Genomic DNA, 17303 nt, shown 5'->3' with positions numbered 1-17303 from the left:
GGCGATGAAGCTCCAGCGGCCCGTCGTCTCCGTCTACACCGTGCCCACGGACGCCCCCGAGGCCGACGGCACACTGTCCTGGGACTCGACGACGATGGTGATCGCGGAGGTCTCGGCGGCCGACGCGACCGGCACGGGCTGGACGTACGGCCCGCCGGCCGTCGCCGAATTCCTGCGCGGACAGCTGGCCCCGCTGGTCGAGGGCCGCGACGCCCTCGACGTCCCCGCCCTGCACGACGCGATGTGCCGCTCCGTGCGCAACGCGGGCCGGCCGGGTGTCGCGGCGTGCGCCATCTCGGCGCTCGACATCGCTCTGTGGGACCTGAAGGCCCGCCTCCTCGAACTGCCGCTGGCGCGGCTGCTCGGCGTGTGCCGGGAGGAGGTGCCGGTGTACGGCAGCGGCGGTTTCACGACGTACCACGACACGCATCTGGCCGCCCAGCTCAACGGCTGGGTGCACGGGCAGCACATCCCGCGCGTGAAGATCAAGGTCGGTGAGAGCTGGGGGCGGGCGGTCCCCCGTGACCTGGCCCGGGTCCGCGCCGCACGTCAGGTCGTCGGCGAGGACGCGGAGTTGTACGTCGACGCCAACGGCGCCTACACCCGCAAGCAGGCCCTGCGGGTCGGCCGTGCCCTCGCCGAGCACGGGGTCGGCTGGTTCGAGGAACCGGTCTCCTCCGACGACCTCACCGGCCTGCGGCTGGTCCGCGACGCCCTGGTCTGCGACGTCACGGCCGGGGAGTACGGCTACGACCTGCCCTACTTCGCCCGCATGATCGCGGCGGGCGCGGTCGACTGCCTGCAGATCGACGCGACGCGCTGCGGCGGCATCACGGAGTTCCTGCGCGCCGCCGCGCTGGCCCAGGCCCACGGCCTGGAGGTCTCCACGCACTGCGCGCCCCACGCGCACGCGGCGGCCGCCGCGTCGCTCCCCAATGTCCGCCACATGGAGTGGTTCCACGACCACGTCCGCATCGAGGACATGTTCTTCGACGGGGCCCTGGACCCCACGGGCGGCCGCATACGGCCGCTGGGCGGCGTGGGCCACGGACTGACGCTCCTGGCGGAGGAGGTCGGGCAGTACCGGGTGGGCTAGGGCCTGTCGTCGACGACAGGCCCTAGTGGCGGACCAGGCGGGTGAGCCTGCGGGCCGCCAGCACGCCGGCGCCGACGGTCAGCACCGCGCCCGCCCGGGTGCGGTTGCGCGAGACCCAGTCCTGCGGGCTGCTTCCGTGGGCCTCCTCGTCGAACCGCCCGTGGGCGCCGAAGTCCCGCCCGTGCGGGCCGTCCACGGGTGCCCACAGGTTGGCGGACTCGCCGTGCTGCCCCTGGTCCTGCTGGGACTCGAAGCCGGTCCGTGCCAGGTAGCGGTCCAGCACGCCGGGGGCCACCGCGTTGGCGATCAGGGTGGCCGCCGTGGAGCCGCCGACCCAGTACTCGCGGCGCCGGGCGTGCGAGGCGGCGTGCACGATCGCCCGTCCGGCGACCTCGGGCTGGTAGACGGGAGCCACCGGCCGGGCCTGTCCCGGCATCCGGCTGAGCACCCAGTCGAACTGCGGGGTGTTGACGGCCGGGAGCTGCACCATCGTGGTCCGCACCCCGCTGCGGGAGTGCAGCAGCTCGCACCGCAGCGACTCGTTGAACCCCTGGATCGCGTGCTTGGCCCCGCAGTACGCCGACTGCAGCGGAATCCCGCGGTACGCCAGCGCGGAACCGACCTGCACGATCGTGCCGCGGTCGCGCGGGAGCATGTGGCGCAGGGCGGCCCGGGTGCCGAACACGTAACCCAGGTAGGTCACTTCGGTGACCCTCTTGAACTCGTCCGGGGTGATCTCGGTGAACGGCGCGAACACCCCGGCGAAGGCGTTGTTGACCCAGACGTCGATGTGCCCGAACGTGTCGACGACGCGCTGGGCCGCGTCCTCGACGGCCTTGGCGTCGGCCATGTCCACGGGGACGACCAGTGCCTCGCCGCCGGCGCGCTGCACCTCGTCGGCGGCCGCGGCCAGACCCTCGCGTCCCCGGGCCAGCAGGGCGACCCGGTCGCCGCGGGCGGCGAAGGCGACAGCCGTGGCCCGGCCGACGCCGCTGCTGGCACCGGTCACCACGACCGCCTTGGGACTCCCCGGTACCTGCACTCCCCAACGTTTGCGCACCTCGCGTCACCCCCGGTGATGCGGCTGCTCGGGATCCATGTGCTCCTGCGTCGGCGCCGGTGCCCCCGGCACGCCGGTCGCCGGCATCCCGGCCACGGGCGCACCGCTCGCGCCGGCCGCGCCGCCGGGCGCCACGGGCGGCACCGGAGGGTACGGCGGTATGGCGCCGTGGGTGCGGTCGCGGTCGGTGGCGGCCGCCATCTGCGCCGCGTGCTCCGGGCCGGGCCGGGAGGCGGAGGGACGGGCCGCGCTGCGCAGGGCGTAGGCGACGACGCCGAGGATCACCGCGGTGATCAGCGCGGCGGCCCAGCCGGGCAGGGCGATCGCCAGCGCGAGGCCCACGGCGAGGGCGAGGGCCGCTCCCGCGTAGAGGGCCACGGCGCCGGACGCCCCGTACAGCACGGCCCTGCGGCGCTGCTTGCGAGTCTGTTCGCGCAGTTCGTCGCGCACGGTCTCGCGCGCCACCTGCGCCAGCTCGTCGACCAGGTGCTTGTCCAGATGCTCCAGATGCTCCAAGCCTTCCATGGCCGCCGGGTACCCGTACGCCCCTGCGCATAACGCGGTCCGTCACGGCCGGAAAGCAGCGCGTCAGCCCCGGGGGCCCGGGTACCCACCGGCTCGCACGACCGAGAAAGCGCACGTCGTCCACCCCTTCGCAAGGCCATGGGCTGACCCACGCCCGCAGGGGCGGCCGGAGCGGGGTGATCACCGGAACGGATCACCTCCTGCGGCCGTCCCAACTAGGCTCGTCCGTATGGACATTCTGGGAGCCACGCTGCGCATCTGCGTCGACGACCTGGAGACCGCGGTCCCCTTCTACGAACGCCTCGCGGGCGGCCACGCCCTGCGCTTCGAACGCGGGGGCGTCCAGGTGGCCGCGGTCGGCTGCTTTCTGCTGATGAGCGGGCCCGAGGCCGAGCTGGAGGTGCTGCGCAAGGTCGCGGCGACCATCGCGGTGCAGGACCTCGACGAGGCCCACCGGGTGCTCACCGAGCTCGGCGCGCGCATCGTCGCCGGTCCGGTGCCGACGCCCGGGGGCCGCAACCTGATCGCGATGCACCCGGACGGCACGGTGTACGAGTACGCGGACCGCAATCCGTAGAAGGCCTCTCACGCCTCCGGCGGCCGCATGCGGAAGTCGTAGTGCGCCGGGAGGGGTTCGTCGCTCAGCCGCGCCCACAGCCGGCCGATCGTCTCCGCGCCCTCCCGCAGGTCGGCGACCTCGAAGCCGGCACGGAAGATGTCGCGCGCCTCCTCCGGCATCCCCTCCGCGAGCAGCAGCCCGGCCTCGATCAGCCGGAACCTGCCGCGCCGCCGGACGGCGGGCCGGAGCCGGTCCCACACGGCGCGCGCCTGCGCGGTGCGGCCCGCGGCGAGCAGTGCCTCGATCGCCTCACGGCCCAGCGCGGCCGTCGCCGCCGTCCACGACTCGCCGTCGTCGCGCCGCTCGGCGCACAGGTCGTCGAAGGCCTCCACATACCGGTCGGCGGCCCGCTCCGGGTTGCCGCCGGCCTGGTCGGCGACGGCGAGGCAGCGCAGCAACGGCCACAGGGACGGGGCGAGTTGGAGCGCCCGCTCCCAACTGCGCACGGCCTGGGCCCGATCGCCCGCATGCCACTGGGCGACGCCGAGGTGGTACTCGGTGAGGGGGGTGGCCGGCGCGGTCTCCAGCATGTCCCGCCAGTGCGGGGCAACGAGCGTCTCGCCGGGCGGCCGCACCCGGCGCGGCTCGGGGAGGAACCCGGCCCGCAGGAGGTGCAGCCAGGGCTTCTGGGCGTCACCGAGGGTGCTCTCGTCGAAGGGCGTGCCGGACAACTTCAGGTCGGCACGCAGCACTTCGAGGGCGCCCCAGCCGGAGCCGGTGGCGAGGATCCCGTCCGGTTCGGTGTCGGCGCACGCCTTCCAGGCGGCGTACGCGGCGTCGACGGCGGCGCGCGGGAGAGCCGCTTCGAGGCGGGCCTCCGCTTCGTCGGCGGCCGGCGGGGAGTGCAGCGGACCGTACGCCTCCAGCCAGGACACCTCGCTCTCCGCGTCCAGCCGTACGTGCTCCAGCTGGGTGCGGGCGAGGCCGGCCTGGATCTCCAGGTAGCCGTCGGTGCCGGGTTCGGTGAGCCACTGCTGCCAGCGGCGCCCGCCGGGCCCGGTGCCCCAGATGAAGAGCTTGCGGCCGCGCAGCGCGTCGCTGGAGGTCTGCACCAGGCCGTGCCCGTCGGCGTCGAGTGCGGCGATCCAGCGGCGTCGGTCCTCGGGCACGTCGTAGAACCAGTCGGCGGCGTGCGGGTGGTGCTCGATCTCCGCGTGCGAGGGCGCCGGTACCTTCCGCAGCCGGTGCTCGTACCCGAAGTGCCAGGCCTCCTCGGCGGGTACGAGGACCCGGCGGGTCTCGGGGACGGCGATGTTGGACCACCAGTACGTCGGCACCGGCCGCTGGTGGGGGTTGCGGACGCGGACGCCGACGTGGAGGAAGTCGGAGCCGTCCGGCAGCCAGAGGTCGACCTGGAAGGGCAGGTCGCGCAGCCGCTCCCACTCCCACAGCCGGAGCATCTCGCCGCCGTCGGGGGCGGTGACGCGGGCCGCGTGGAGGGGTGAGCAGGCAAGCGCCGTGTGGCCGGTGGCGCCGATGTTCCATTCGATGCCGCCGGAGAACCAGGCGCCGTTGAGGGCGAAGGCGGCCGGCTGGAACACCGGGTTGCGGTACAGCAGTTCGCGGCCGGTCGGCTTGTGCAGGAGGGAGGCGACCCGGCCGCCGAGCCCCGGCAGGACGGTGGCGCGCAGCCGGTCGTTCTCGATCACGAGGGCGTCGATCCCGCGGGGTTCGCGCGAGCGCCCGTATCCGTCCCTCGTCCGCACCGGCAGCAGGCTGCGCAGGGGTTCGTAGCCCGCCTGTCGTGCCATGTCACGCGGCAGTTCGTCGCGCTCGCGGTCCTCGATGCGGTGCACCTCGTGCGGGAGCCGCAGTGGGGGCAGCGGATTGTCCGGCCCCAGCTCCGCCGCCGGCATGGTCAGTACCTCACGTCGGATCGTCGTCACGATCACCATGGAAGCCGCTGACCGGTGATCCGGCCAGGGGACCTACCGGTCAGGATTGCGCAAAGGCGGCCTCGCGGTCATCCCGTCATCTCGACGGTGATCGCCCAGCGTTCGTGGTCGCGCCATGCCCCGTCGATGAAGAGCATGTTCGGGGAGAAGCCCTCCAGGCGGAAGCCGCAGGAGCGGGCCAGGGCGATCGAGGCGGTGTTGCCCGGCTGTACGTTGATCTCCAGGCGGTGCAGGCGCATCGGCCCGAAGGCGTGGCCCACCACCAGCCGCAGTCCCTCACGCATCAGTCCGCGGCCGGCGGCGTGCGCGAAGGCGCCGTACCCGAGCGCGCCGCACTGGAAGCCGCCCTCGACGATGTTGTTGATGTTGATGAACCCGGCGATGGCGCCGTCGGCCTTGTCGCACACGAGGAATCCGGCCTTGGTCGGGTCCTCGATCAGCCGGCCGGCGTAGGCGGTGTACGCGTTCGCGGTGTCCGGCGGGAACAGCCACGGGTGGTGCAGGTCCTTGCTCTCCCGGGCCCGCGCGGAGAACTCGGCACCGTCCGCGTAGGTGAAGTGGCGTATCCCCACCCGGGGTCCCTCGGCGAGATAGCGGGAAGCGGTGTGCGGCATCCCGCCACCCTACGTCGCGCGCCCGCCGGTCAGCGCAGCGCGGGCTCGTCCAGTGTCAGCGTGCCCGCGTCGGCGTCGAGTGCGGCCGACACCCCGAAGGGGACGGTCAGGGCGCCCGCGCAGTGCCCGAACCCGAAGTCCTCGGCGATCGGGACGCCGAGCCCGCCGAGCCGGTCGAGGAGCAGCGCACGCACCTTCTCGTACGGCTCGCACTGCTCCCACGACCCGAGCAGCACCCCGCGCACCCCCTCCAGCCAGCCCGCGCGCCCGAGCTGGGTCAGATAGCGGTCCAGGCGGTACGTCTCCTCGCCGACGTCCTCCAGGCACAGCAGCCCGCCGCGGGCACCGGGCCGGGCGTGCGGGCTGCCCAGCTCGGCGGCGAGCAGGCACAGACAGCCGCCGAGCGTGACGCCCCGCGCGCGCCCGGGGACCAGGGCGCCGCCCCCGGAGATGATCGTGCGGACGCTCTCCGGCGCGAAGAGGGTCGACTTGAGGTGTTCCTGCGCGCGGGCGTTCTTGACGAAGTCGACGCCGGCCGCCATCGGCCCGTGCAGCGTGACCAGGCCGAGGCGTGCGGCGAACGCCTCGTGCAGCACGGTGACGTCGCTGAAGCCGACGAACACCTTCGGCCCGGCCGCCCGCATCGCCTCCCAGTCGAGGAGGTCGACCATGCGCTGCGCGCCGTAACCGCCCCGCGCGCACAGCACGGCGTCCACCGAGGGGTCGCACCAGGCGGCCTGCAGGTCGGCGGCGCGGTCGGCGTCCGTCCCCGCGAGGTAGGTCAACTCGCCGTGCCGGTCGAGCACATGGGGTGCGACGACCGGGTCGAGGTCCCAGCCGCGCAGCACGTCGAGGCCGGCCTGCAGCCGCTCCTCGGGAACCGGCCCGCTGGGCGCGACGACGGCGACACGGGCGCCGGGGGCGAGCCGCGACGGCCGCAGGAGTTCTCGTACCGCTTCGCTCACTCGGACAGCTCCAGGGTCGGGACGCCGTGCGGATCGATGCCGAACACCTGCGCGTACAGGGACAGTTCGGCCTCCATGCAGCGGATCATGGTGTCGGCGCGCCGGAAGCCGTGCCCCTCCCCCTCGAAGGCGAGATAGGCGTGCGGCACCCGCCGGCCCCGGATCCGCTCCAGGAACCGCTCGCACTGCGCGGGCGGGCAGATCACGTCGTCCAGGCCCTGGAGCAGCAGGAACGGCGCGGTGACACGGTCGGCGTGCTCGGTGGGCGAGCGTTCCGCGTACCGGCCGGGCACCTCGGCGAGCGGTCCGACCAGCGACTCCAGGTACCGCGACTCGAAGTCGTGGGTCTCCCCCTCCGCCCAGGCGGCGAGGTCGAGAACGGGATAGAGGATCGTGCCGCAGGCGTAGACGTCGGTCTGGGTGAGCGAGGCGGCCGTGGTCCAGCCGCCGGCGCTGCCGCCGCGGACGGCGAGCCGGTCGCGGTCGGCGGTGCCCTCGTCGGCGAGGGCGAGGGCGACGGCCGCGCAGTCCTCGACGTCCACGACGCCCCACTGCTCGCGCAGCCGCTCCCGGTACTCGCGGCCGTACCCGGTCGAACCGCCGTAGTTGACCTCGGCGACCCCGATGCCGCGGGAGGTGAAGTAGGCGATGGACAGGTCCAGGACGAGCGGCGATCTGCTGGTGGGGCCGCCGTGCGCCCAGACGACGTAGGGCGGCAGTTCGTCGCCGGGAGGGACACAACCGGGGTTGTGGGGCGGGTAGATGTGGGCGTGGACGTCGCGTCCCGCGGGCCCGGTGAAGGTGCGGATCTGCGGCTCGGGGTAGTGGGCGGGGTCCACGGCGTCCTCGTGCTCGGCGCCGACCACCCGGGCCCGTCCGGTCCTCGTGTCCAGCTCCACCACCTCGTACGCGCTGCGCGGGCTCGCGCCGACGGAGACGACCCGCTCGCCGTGCACCGCCAGCGTGGGTGCGAACTCGGTCCAGGGACCGGCCGCGTCGACGATCTCCCCGGTCTCCGGGTCGAGGACGCCGAGGGCGGTGGCGCCGCGCCCGTGCACCACGGCGACGAGCCCGCTCGTCAGCGGGGCGAACCAGCGGTGGCCGAGTTTCCACAGCGGCCCGGCGAACTCCTCCTCGCGGGGGCACAGGGGCGTGCCGTCGCGGTAGAGGTTCCACCAGCCGGTGCGGTCGCCGGCGTACAGCAGGGACCCGTCGGCCGCCCAGTCGGCCTGCGCGATCGACTCCCGCGGCCCGCCGGCGACGGTCCGCGGCCGGCCGAGCCGGCCGTCGTCGCCGATCTCGGCGACGACCAGCTCGGTGCCGTCCCACGGCATCCGCGGGTGGTCCCAGACCAGCCAGGCGGCGCTGCGTCCGTCGGGCGAGATCCGCGGGCCGGTGACGAACCGGTGCGTGTCGTCGGTGAGTTCGCGCACCGCGTCGCGGTCCTGGGCGGCCGAGCCGTCCAGCGGTACGGCGGCCAGGACGCGGCGTACGTCGGTGGGGCCGTCGCCGGTGAACTCCTCCAGGACGCACCACACTTCGCCCCGGTCGGGGCACAACTGCGGCTCGGCCCAGCGCAGTCCGCCGCCGACCGGCGACAGCGGAGTCAACGGGCGCGGCTCACCGCCGGGTTCGTAGCGGTAGAGGCGCTGGTCGGCGAAGTTCACGAAGACCACGACCGGGCGGCCGTCCAGCACCAGCCCGGCCCAGGGGTGCCCGCCGTACTCCATGACGCGGCTGCGCACGTTCCACGGCGCGGGCAGCACCGGCTCCTCGTCGCCGTCGGCCCGTCTGCGCACCAGGGTGCGCCGGCCGCCCTCCTCGGGCCGGGGCTCGGTCCACCAGGCCTCGTCACCGACGAAGCCGACGTACTCGGGGTGCCCGTCGTGCGCGGCGGCGAGCGCCGCGTCGATGGGTGAGGGCCAGGAACCGTAGGGCAGGGTGTGCACGTCTCTCCCAACTCGCCTAGGCCGTGCGCAGGAACCGGTCGAGTACCCGGACGCCGAAGTGCAGTGCCTCCACCGGCACCCGCTCGTCGACGCCGTGGAACATGGCCTGGTAGTCGTACCCCTCCGGCAGCTTCAGCGGGGTGAATCCGTAGCCGGTGATGCCGAGGCGGGAGAACTGCTTGGCGTCCGTGCCGCCCGACATGCAGTACGGCACCACATGGCCCTCGGGCGCGAACTCCTCGACGGCGGCCCGCATCCGGGCGTAGGTCGGCGAGTCCAGGGGTGCCTGCAGGGCGACCTCGCGGTGGTGGTACTCCCAGTCGACGTCCGGCCCGGTGAGCCGGTCGAGGGTGGCGCGGAACTCGTCCTCGCCGCCGGGCAGATACCGTCCGTCGACGTACGCGACGGCCTCGCCCGGGATCACGTTGACCTTGTAACCGGCGTCCAGCATGGTCGGGTTGGCGCTGTTGCGGACGGTCGCCTCGACGAGCTTCGCGGCCGGGCCGAGCTTGCGCAGCAGGGCGTCCACGTCGTCGAGGCCGCCGTCGACGCCGTACAGCGCGGCGAGTTCGGTCAGGGCCGCCCGCACCGTCGGGGTCGGCCGCAGCGGCCACTCGTGCTCGCCGATGCGGGTGACGGCGGCGGCGAGACGGGTGACGGCGTTCTCCGCGTTCACCTTGGAGCCGTGCCCGGCGCGCCCGCGCGCGGTGAGCTTCAGCCAGCCGGTGCCGCGCTCGCCCGCGGCGATCGGATAGAGCTGCCGGCCGCTGCCGTCGTGGAAGGTGAACGCCCCCGACTCGCTGACGCCCTCGGTGCACCCCTCGAAGAGGCCGGGGTGCTCGTCGGCGAGGAAACCGGAGCCGTCACGGGCGCTGTCCTCCTCGTCCGCGGTGAAGGCGACGACGACGTCCCGCCGGGGCCGGACGCCCTCGCGCGCCCACTGCCGCACCACGGCGAGGATCATCGCGTCCATGTTCTTCATGTCGACCGCGCCGCGCCCCCACACGACGCCGTCGCGGATCTCCCCGGAGAAGGGGTGCACGCTCCAGTCCTCGGCCCGGGCCGGGACGACGTCCAGGTGACCGTGGAGCAGCAGCGCGTCGGCGGACGGGTCGCTGCCCGCGACGCGGGCGACGACGTTCGTCCGCCCCTCGGTGCGCTCCAGCAGGACGGGTTCCAGCCCCGCTCCGGCCAGCTGCTCCGCCGCGTACTCGGCGGCGGGCCGCTCCCGGCAGTCGCCGCCGCCCCGGTTGGTGGTGTCGATCCGGATCAGGTCGGAGGTGAACCGGACCACCTCGTCCAGTGCCTGCTGGTCAGCCATACTGCTCCTCCACCGCGGCCGAGACGATCGTGGTGACCGCCTTGAAGGTACGGATGCCCTCGTACATGGTGGCGCTGGTGTACGCCACCTTGCGCTCGCCGATGCGGTCCACGCCGGGCACGACGGTGGCGGCCATGGCGAGGTGCTCGGCGTCGAACTCCAGGGCGATGGTGAACGGCCCGTCCGTCAGGGGTTCGTGACGGACCGCCAGCTCGGCCGCCGCCTTGGCCGCGGCCCGGATGTCGGCGGCGGTCCTGGCCGGTGTGCGGCACACGGCCGCGTACCGCGAGACGTGGTCCTTGACGGCGACCTTGAGTGCCTCCGGCGCGTACCCGAGGGCGTCCTCGCAGGCCACGTCGTCGCCGGTGACCAGGACGACGGGCACGCCGTACTCGGCGACGACGTGCGCGTTCAGCAGGCCCTCGCTGGCTCTGACGTCGTTCAGCCACACCCCGGTGATGGAGTTGGCGAGGTAGGTGTGGGCGAGGACGCCCTCCATTCCGGCGCCGGCGTGGTAGCCGACGAACGCGATCCCGTCCACGTCGCCGTGCTGCACGCCCTCCACCATGGACAGCGACTTGTGCCGTCCGGTGAGCATCTGCGTCCGCTCGTCGAGCCGCTCCAGGAGGAGGTTGCGCATGGTCCAGTGCGCCTCGTTGACGACGACCTCGTCCGCCCCGCCGTCGAAGAACCCCAGCACGGCCGCGTTCACGTCCGAGGTGAACATCGCGCGGCACCGCTCCCACTGCGGTGTCCCGGGCAGCACGTCGGCCGGCCAGGTGACGCCCGTGGCACCTTCCATGTCGGCGCTGATCAGGATCTTCATGATGCGCCACGTTACGCGCCGGGACGGGTCCGGTTCCAGGACTCGCTGCTTCGGAGGAGCCCGGGTTGCGGCGGCGGGCGCGGCGGCGTCGGATGGGAGTCCGTCGATGCCGAAGGCGAGGGGCCATGACGAAGCACGATCCCGTGGCGGACGACCGGCGTCCCGGAGGCCGTCCCGTGCGCTGCCAGGGGCCGTACGGCCGCCCGGGGGACGCGGCGGACTGCCCCGACCCCGCCCGCTTCGAGGTCGTCCGCTACCGGCGGCCGGCGCTGGCCGTGTGCCCGGTGCATCTGGGGCCGTCCCTGCTGATGGCGGGCGATGTGCTGTGGCCTCCGCAGGTGTCCCTGGTCCGTTAGCGCGGCGGCCCTCAGCTCACGCGGCCCGCGACCAGCCACTTCGACGGCAGTTCGATCCGTGTGCCGTCGGCGGTGAACTCTGTGGTGACGAGCGGTAGTTCGCCGGTGGCGAGCACCGTGAGGCCGGCCGCCGTCAGATACCCGGGCACGTCGTCGTCGGCGACCTCACCGGGCGCGAGGCCGTGCCGGAAGATCGGTGCGAGCTTGGGCGGCGGACCCGAAGGGCTCTGCGCGAGGCCCAGCAGGACGGGCTTGGCCCTCTCGGACAGCTCCACGAGGAAGGCACGCCCCCGCTCGCCCACGAGCGTGGCGATGCCGTCCGCCATGGCCTGCCGGGCGTCGGGCTCGACCTGGTGCAGGACGCCGCGCATGTAGACGTTGGCGTCGCCCAGTTCCGCGTGCAGCGTCTCGGTCTCGCTCTTCTCGACTGCGTCGAGCACCCGGTAGGTGGCCTGGCCCGCGGGGTCGGCGCGCCGGGCGTGCTCGACGGCGGCGGCGGACAGGTCGGCGCCCACCACGTGCCGGAAGCGGTCGGCGAGGAAGCGGGTCTGGGTGCCGTTGCCGCAGCCGAGGTCCACCATCGCCAGGCCCGAGTCGACCAGATGGGGCGCGAACAGGCCGAGGTGGACGCCGGCGGTCAGGGCCGGCTCCGCGTCCCAGAAGACGGCTCCCTCCTCCTCGGGCGCCTCGCGCCAGAAGCCCTCCCAGGCCTCCCGGTACCCGCTCGTCACGCTCATGTCCGTCTCCCCAGGGTGCGCCGCGAACCCGTCCCGAGTGACGGGCCAGTACGGTCTACCGCGCCCCCGGCACGGCTACAAGCGCGTGGCGCATTCCTTCACGCCGCTTTCGACAGGTGTGCGCCCCCTGGCGCCTCGCCCGCTCGCCCGTGGGGCGCGGGTGACCGATGGGGCGTCAGCGCCGCGGCAGCGTCAGCTCGAACCAGACGGTCTTGCCGGTCGTCGTACGGCTGGTGCCCCACTCGCGCGCGAGGGTGCTCACCACGCGCAGTCCGCGCCCGAAGTCGTCGAACGGTTCGGCGCTGAGCAGGGTCGGCAGCTCGTGGTCGTCGTCGTCCACCTCGCACAGCAGGGTGTCGCCGCGGACGAGACGCAGCAGGACCGGGCTGCCGTGGGAGTGCCGTACGGCGTTGGTGACGAGCTCGCTCACCAACAGCTCGGCCTGGGCGGCGTGTTGTGCCAGCCCCCAGGCGTGGAGCTGTTCGCGGACCACGGCTCGCGCGCGGGAGACCTCGACCGGGTCGAGGGAGAGCCGCCACTCGGCGACGTCGTCGGCGTCGATGCCGTTGAGCCGGGCCATCAGCAGGGCGACGTCGTCCTTGCGGCCGCCGCGGCCCGCCGCCGAGAAGGTCGCGGCCAGGGCGCGGATGATGGCGTCGCAGGCGTCGTCCATGGACGCGGCGGGGTGGGCGGCGGACTCACTGAGGGCCGCCAGGCCCACGCCGATGTCCTCGCCGCGCACCTCGACCAGCCCGTCGGTGCACATCACGATCCGGTCGCCGGGCTCCACGCGCACGCGCACCGCCTCGAACGGCACCCCGCCGACGCCGACGGGCGCGCCGGTGGGCAGGTCGAGCAGCTCGCTGCGGCCGTCCTCGGCCCGCACCAGCACCGGCGGGATGTGGCCGGCGTTGGCGAGGTGCAGTTCGCTCGCGATCGGGTCGTAGACGGCGTACAGGCAGGTCGCGAGGTAGGTGTCGCCGAGGCGCTGGGCGAGGTCGTCGAGGTTGCGCAGGAGCTGGGCGGGCGGCAGGTCGAGGGCGGCCATGGTCTGCACGGCGGTGCGCAACTGGCCCATCATGGCGGCCGAGTTGAGGCCGTGGCCCATGACGTCGCCGACGACCAGGGCGGTGCGGGCCCCGGGCAGTTTCACGGAGTCGAACCAGTCGCCGCCGACGCGTCCCAGCAGAGTGCCGGGCAGGTAGCGGGTGGCGATGTCGCAGCCGGGCATGCGCGGCGGGATGTGCGGCAGCATGCTGTCCTGGAGGGTCTCGGCGACGCTCTCCTGGTAGGTGTACATGCGCGCGTTGTCGAGCACGAGGCCCGCGCGGGCGGCGAGTTCGGCGCCGGTGACGCGGTCCATGTCGTTGAAGACGGGCCGCTCCGGGTGGCGCAGCAGGATCATGAAGCCGAGGACGACGTTGCGTGCCTTCAGGGGGACGACCAGCATCGAGCGGTGGGTGATCAGCGGCCGGATGTCCCGCTTCTCGAACTGCGAGGCGATGGCGTGTCCCATCTCCTCGCTGATGCGCGGCACGAGCACGGGCTCGCCGGTGGTCATGCACTGGAAGAACGGCGTGTGCGCCGGGAACGGCATGGCCTCGCCGACCGGCACGACGTCGTCCCACCGGCCCGGTTCGTCGGTGTGCTCGACGGCGACCCGGTGCCACATGGTGGTGGTGTCGGGGACGCCCTCGGGGAACCCCTCGCCGGCGACGACCTGTTCGCGCAGATAGGTGCCGGCGACGTCGGTGAACCGCGGGACGACGGCGCGGCTGACCTCGAGGATCGTCGTGGCCAGGTCGAGGGAGGTGCCGATGCGGCCGCTGACCTCGTTGAGGAACTCCAGGCGTTCGCGTACGGCGGCGTATTCCAGATCCTCGGCGTCGTCGGCGAGTTCCCGGGGTATCGGTAATCCTTCGGCGACGGCACGCGCGGCCCGCTCGCGGCGGGCCCGGCGCTGCACGCGCCGGGGCACACCCCAGTCGGGGGTCACGGGCACCCGGTCGTTCTGGCTGAACTCCAGGACCGGGTAACCCAGTTCGAGGACCTGCGCGACGATCCGGGCGCCTTCGCCGACGCTCATGCTGGGCAGGATCTCGGGCAGCCGGCCGGCCAGTTCCTCGGCTCCGGGGAAGTCGGTGTGCAGGGCGAAGCCGGGTGCGATCCGTTCGAAGGCCAGGTCCTCGTCGGGCTCGTCCTGGTGCAGCCTCGCGGTGTCGGCGGCGAGCACCAGCAGCCGCTCCTGGCCCGGGCCCACCAGCGGGTACGCCCACCACAGCACGTCGACGCGGTCGCCGGAGCGGCCCGGTTCGCCCTGCCCGGGGACGGTCAGGCGGGCGCGGCCCGCGGCCGGGTAGGAGAACCTGCCGTCCAGCGAGGAGTCGAGGCCGGGGCCGAGTCCGTCGTAGGCCGCGAACGCCCCGTACTCGGGGATGTCCTCCTCCTCGGGCAGCACGCCGGAGACGGGCAGCAGGTCGACGGCGGCGCGGCCGATCGCCTCCTCCTTGGGGACGCCGAACAGCCGGCGTGCGCCGGTGCTCCAGTGGGAGACGAGGCCGCCGCGGTCCACGACGACCACGGCCAGCGGGACCCGGCCGGTCGCGGCATGGCCGTTCGCCGCGCCGTTCCCGGATCCGAGGCTGGGAGGTGTGTCCCTCTCGGTGCCACGGTCAGCGCCACTTTCCATGGCCCAGGCCCTCTCTCCCCACAGCTCGGCAAGATCTGTGCCGCCTGCTCCACCGTACGGCTCGCGCCGGTGGCGGTGTGCGGCAATGCGCGAATTGATGCACGGCGCGGCCGCCCGCGCGCGGGCGCACACCCCCGGTCCGGTCAGTCCTCGTGGCTCAGTTGCAGGTCGCGCTCGGTACGGCCGCCGCCGGCCACCTGGAGCACGGTGGCGACCGGCGGGTAACCCGCGGCGATGACGGTGTACTCGCCGGTGGCCAGGTCGGTGAAGCGGAAGGTCCCGTCCGGGCCGGTGGTGAGCGAGTCGACGACGTTGCCCGCGGCGTCGAGCAGGGTCACGCGCGCGTCCTCGACGAGCCGTCCGCCGCTCGCGCGCACGGTGCCGCGCAGGACGGCGCCGCCGGTGAGCTCGACGTCCTGGCGGGTCTCGCGGGACGCCTGGACGGTGACCGGGAGGGCGACCGGGCGGCAGGTGTAGGCGCTCGCGGCCAGGGTGTACTCGCCGGCGACGAGTTCGGTGACGAGGTAGCCGCCCTCGGGTCCGCTGCGGGTGGTGGCGACGACCTCGCCGCGCACGTCGGTGAGGGTGAGCGTGGCGTCCGGTACGGGTGTGCCGTCGGCGGTGCGCACCTGGCCGGCGAGGCGCCCGGCGCCGCCGAGGACGATGTCGAGCTCGACGGGGCGTTCGCCCACGGTGACGGTGACGGCCTGGGGCTGGTGGCCGCCCGCGGCGGCGATCAGCACGTACGGGCCCGCGCCGGGCGTGGACAGCGCGTACCGCCCGTCCTCGCCGCTCGCGCCCCGGCCGATCTGCTGACCGGTCACGTCGATCAGGGTGAGCGCCGCGCGGGCCAGTGCGGTCCCGTCGGAGTGCCGCACCGTGCCGTGGACGGCGGGGGCGGCGGTGTGCGGCGCCCGGACGCCGGGAACCCGGGCGTCGGCGGTCACCGGGTCCGTTTCGGCTGTGTTGTGGGACACCAGTGGTTCCTCCTTGAGGAAGAAGGCGAGGAGCACACCGAGGGCGAGCACCGGCACGAGGCGGAGGAAGACGCCGGGCATGGCGTCGGCGTATGCCCGGACGTAGTCGTCGCGCAGCGGTGCGGGCAGCGCGTGCACGAGCCGCGGGGTGAGGGACTGCGGGTCGGGGAGCGCGGCGCCCGCGCGCGGGGGGAGGCGTTCCTGGAGCGCGTCGGTGAGCCGGCCGGCGAAGAGGGTGCCGAAGACCGCGGCGCCGACGCTGCCGCCGATCTGCCGGAAGTAGTTGTTCGCGCTCGTCGCCGTGCCGAGGTCGGCGGGGCGCACCGAGTTCTGCACGGCGAGGATCAGCACCGGCATCACCATGCCGATGCCGGCGCCGAGCACGGCCATCCAGAGGCTGTAGTGCAGCCGGGGCGTGTCCACCTGGAGGCGGGACAGCAGCCACATGCCGACGCAGGCGACCGCGCTGCCGAGCACGGGATAGACCTTGTAGCGCCCGGTGTGGCTGATGAGCTGGCCGCAGACGACGGAGGCGCCCACGATGCCGCCCATCATGGGCAGCATGAGCAGCCCCGACTCGGTGGCGCTCGCCCCGTCGACCATCTGCAGGTACGTCGGCAGGTAGCCGGCCGCGCCGAACAGCGCGACGCCGATCACCAGGCCGACCAGGCCGGTGACGACGAAGACGGGGTCCCGGAACAGCCGCAGCGGGATGAGGGGTTCGGCGGCGAAGTGCTCGGCGACGAGGAAGAGAACGGCGGCGGCGACGGCTCCGGCGCCCAGGCCGAGGATCGTCCGCGAGTGCCAGGCGTACTCGGTGCCGCCCCAACTGGTCAGCAGCACCAGGCAGGTGGAGGCGGCGGCCAGCAGCAGGGCGCCCGGGACGTCGATGCGCCCCCGGCTCCGCGGCTTGGGCAGTTTCAGGACGGCGGTGACGACGGCCAGGGTGACGAGGCCGAAGGGGACGTTGAAATAGAAGCACCACCGCCAGGAGAGGTGGTCGGTGAAGTAGCCGCCCAGCAGGGGGCCGGCGACCGAGGCGAGTCCGAAGGCGGCGCCGATGAGGCCCATGTAGCGGCCGCGCCGGCGCGGCGGCACGATGTCCGCGATGATCGCCTGCACGCCGGTCATCAGGCCGCCCGCGCCGACGCCCTGGACGGCGCGGAAGGCGATCAGCTGGTCCATGGACCGCGCGCGGCCGGCGAGTGCGGCGCCGATCACGAAGACGACGATGGCGAACTGGAAGACGCCCTTGCGGCCGAGGAGATCGCCGAGCTTGCCGTAGACCGGCAGTCCGATCGTGGCCGTGAGCAGGTAGGCGGTCATCGTCCACGACATCCGGTCGAGGCCGTGCAGCTCACCGACGATCCTCGGCAGCGCGGTGGCGACGATCATCTGCTCCAGGGCGGCGAGCAGCAGCGCCAGCATCAGCCCGACGAAGACCAACCGCACCCGGCGCGGGCTCGGTTCGGCCGCCGCCGGTGCCGGCTCGGCACTCCGCGCAGGCGCCGTCTCCTCGTGCGCCAGAGTGGTCCCGCCCACGTGCCGCTCCCCTCGTCGCGCCTGCCGCACAATTCCCGCGTAAGCGACAACTGCGAGCAAGCGCGGCGAGTTACGGAGTGCGAGGGCGCCGGGCGGAGATCCACTCGAACCGGTGAGAGGGCCGGTGGGCGG

14 protein-coding genes are annotated in these 17303 nt (G+C 73.8%); 3 read left to right on the top strand and 11 right to left on the bottom strand.

What is annotated here, in order from left to right; genetic code table 11:
* The first annotated feature begins 4 nt into the window (after positions 1-4).
* Complete coding sequence (locus M8J74_RS11380; RefSeq protein WP_249836242.1) at positions 5-1096, top strand: enolase C-terminal domain-like protein; 1092 nt, start codon at positions 5-7, stop codon at positions 1094-1096.
* Between the two features lie 22 nt (positions 1097-1118).
* On the opposite strand, the gene M8J74_RS11375 is transcribed toward M8J74_RS11380, so the two are convergent.
* Complete coding sequence (locus M8J74_RS11375; RefSeq protein ID WP_308406039.1) at positions 1119-2138, bottom strand: SDR family oxidoreductase; 1020 nt, start codon at positions 2136-2138, stop codon at positions 1119-1121.
* A 24-nt stretch (positions 2139-2162) separates the two neighbouring features.
* Positions 2163-2681: a phage holin family protein gene (locus tag M8J74_RS11370; RefSeq protein ID WP_249836240.1), complete on the bottom strand. Its 519-nt coding sequence runs from the start codon at positions 2679-2681 to the stop codon at positions 2163-2165.
* A 229-nt stretch (positions 2682-2910) separates the two neighbouring features.
* Between M8J74_RS11370 and M8J74_RS11365 the strand changes: the two genes are divergently transcribed.
* The gene (locus tag M8J74_RS11365; RefSeq protein ID WP_249836239.1) at positions 2911-3258 is read left to right on the top strand and encodes a VOC family protein; all 348 of its coding nucleotides are present in this window, start codon (positions 2911-2913) and stop codon (positions 3256-3258) included.
* Between the two features lie 8 nt (positions 3259-3266).
* On the opposite strand, the gene M8J74_RS11360 is transcribed toward M8J74_RS11365, so the two are convergent.
* The 6 genes from M8J74_RS11360 to M8J74_RS11335 all read right to left on the bottom strand — a co-directional run bounded on the left by M8J74_RS11360 (position 3267) and on the right by M8J74_RS11335 (position 10870).
* Positions 3267-5195: a DUF5107 domain-containing protein gene (locus M8J74_RS11360; RefSeq protein ID WP_249836238.1), complete on the bottom strand. Its 1929-nt coding sequence runs from the start codon at positions 5193-5195 to the stop codon at positions 3267-3269.
* Positions 5196-5263: 68 nt separating this feature from the next.
* Positions 5264-5809, bottom strand: a complete 546-nt coding sequence (locus tag M8J74_RS11355) for a GNAT family N-acetyltransferase (protein WP_249836237.1) — start codon at positions 5807-5809, stop codon at positions 5264-5266.
* A gap of 29 nt (positions 5810-5838) precedes the next feature.
* Entirely contained in the window at positions 5839-6774 is a 936-nt protein-coding gene (locus M8J74_RS11350) for a S66 peptidase family protein (RefSeq protein WP_249836236.1), read from the bottom strand.
* A complete protein-coding gene (locus tag M8J74_RS11345) occupies positions 6771-8723 on the bottom strand; it encodes a dipeptidyl-peptidase 5 (RefSeq protein WP_249836235.1) in 1953 nt (650 codons plus the stop codon). The genes M8J74_RS11350 and M8J74_RS11345 overlap by 4 nt, the downstream gene beginning before the upstream one ends.
* A 16-nt stretch (positions 8724-8739) precedes the next feature.
* Positions 8740-10044 (bottom strand): M20/M25/M40 family metallo-hydrolase, encoded by a 1305-nt coding sequence (locus M8J74_RS11340; RefSeq protein ID WP_249836234.1) that lies wholly within the window; start codon positions 10042-10044, stop codon positions 8740-8742.
* Positions 10037-10870 (bottom strand): M55 family metallopeptidase, encoded by an 834-nt coding sequence (locus tag M8J74_RS11335; RefSeq protein ID WP_249836233.1) that lies wholly within the window; start codon positions 10868-10870, stop codon positions 10037-10039. The genes M8J74_RS11340 and M8J74_RS11335 overlap by 8 nt, the downstream gene beginning before the upstream one ends.
* 125 nt (positions 10871-10995) lie before the next feature.
* Here M8J74_RS11335 and M8J74_RS11330 point away from each other — a divergent pair, with 125 nt between their 5' ends.
* Positions 10996-11226: a hypothetical protein gene (locus M8J74_RS11330; protein ID WP_249836232.1), complete on the top strand. Its 231-nt coding sequence runs from the start codon at positions 10996-10998 to the stop codon at positions 11224-11226.
* Positions 11227-11237: 11 nt separating this feature from the next.
* Here M8J74_RS11330 and M8J74_RS11325 read toward each other — a convergent pair whose 3' ends face one another.
* The 3 genes from M8J74_RS11325 to M8J74_RS11315 form a co-directional block, all read right to left on the bottom strand.
* Positions 11238-11963, bottom strand: a complete 726-nt coding sequence (locus tag M8J74_RS11325; RefSeq protein ID WP_249836231.1) for a class I SAM-dependent methyltransferase — start codon at positions 11961-11963, stop codon at positions 11238-11240.
* Positions 11964-12138: 175 nt separating this feature from the next.
* The gene (locus M8J74_RS11320; protein WP_249836230.1) at positions 12139-14652 is read right to left on the bottom strand and encodes an ATP-binding SpoIIE family protein phosphatase; all 2514 of its coding nucleotides are present in this window, start codon (positions 14650-14652) and stop codon (positions 12139-12141) included.
* A 143-nt stretch (positions 14653-14795) separates the two neighbouring features.
* Positions 14796-17171, bottom strand: a complete 2376-nt coding sequence (locus M8J74_RS11315) for an MFS transporter (RefSeq protein ID WP_249836229.1) — start codon at positions 17169-17171, stop codon at positions 14796-14798.
* Positions 17172-17303: the final 132 nt, after the last annotated feature.

It is taken from the genome of Streptomyces panaciradicis (assembly GCF_023516615.1).
GTDB classification, from domain to species: Bacteria; Actinomycetota; Actinomycetes; order Streptomycetales; family Streptomycetaceae; genus Streptomyces; species Streptomyces panaciradicis.
The sequence above is the reverse complement of the archived record's forward strand: the minus strand, read 5'-3'. Positions and strand labels throughout refer to the sequence as shown.